The 690-nt window shown below is 60.3% G+C and carries 1 protein-coding gene; it reads left to right on the plus strand.

Going from position 1 to position 690, the window contains the following annotated elements:
* Positions 1 to 690 (plus strand): AMP-binding protein (locus ACQI5H_RS24575; protein ID WP_427081891.1); only part of this gene is annotated, 690 nt, incomplete at both ends.

The following is a 690-nucleotide window of genomic DNA, read 5'->3' on the forward strand; positions in this document are numbered from 1 at the left end:
ACCCCACACGACACCCCCCAACACCACCACAAGCCCACACCGGACAACCTCGCCTACATCATGTACACCTCCGGCTCCACCGGACGACCCAAAGCCGTCGCCATCACCCAACGCAACGTGGTGGCATTGTTTGCGGGCCTTAAGAAGTGGATCGGTTTCCCGCCCACCGATGTCTGGGCTTGGTGTCATTCACCGGCCTTCGACGTCTCGGTGTGGGAGTTGTGGGGAGCACTGCTTCACGGCGCACGGCTGGTGGTGGTGCCATGGGATACGGTGCGGTCGCCGCTGAAAATGTGGCAACTACTACTTCAGAAGCGTATTACGGTACTCAGCCACACTCCGTCGGCATTCTACGAGCTGATGCGCGCGGAGCCCGAATACTCTTCTACCGCAAAGAGTTCCGCTTTACGAGCGGTGGTGTTCGCCGGGGAGGCATTGGATACATCTCGGCTGCGAGGCTGGTATCCGGATGAACGCCCGCACGCACCGGCCTTGATCAACATGTACGGCACCACCGAAACCACTGTGCACTTAACGTATTTGGAGCTGACCACCCAGCACGCCGGACACAAACCGTCCCCGATTGGTGTGCCGTTGGGCAATATGCGGGTGTTTGTGCTTGATGCGGGGTTGTCTCCGGTGCCCGTGGGTGTACTTGGTGAGTTCTATGTCGCGGGCGCCGGTGTGGCC

The organism is Mycobacterium heidelbergense (assembly GCF_050205645.1).
In the GTDB taxonomy this organism is placed as follows: domain Bacteria; phylum Actinomycetota; class Actinomycetes; order Mycobacteriales; family Mycobacteriaceae; genus Mycobacterium; species Mycobacterium heidelbergense_A.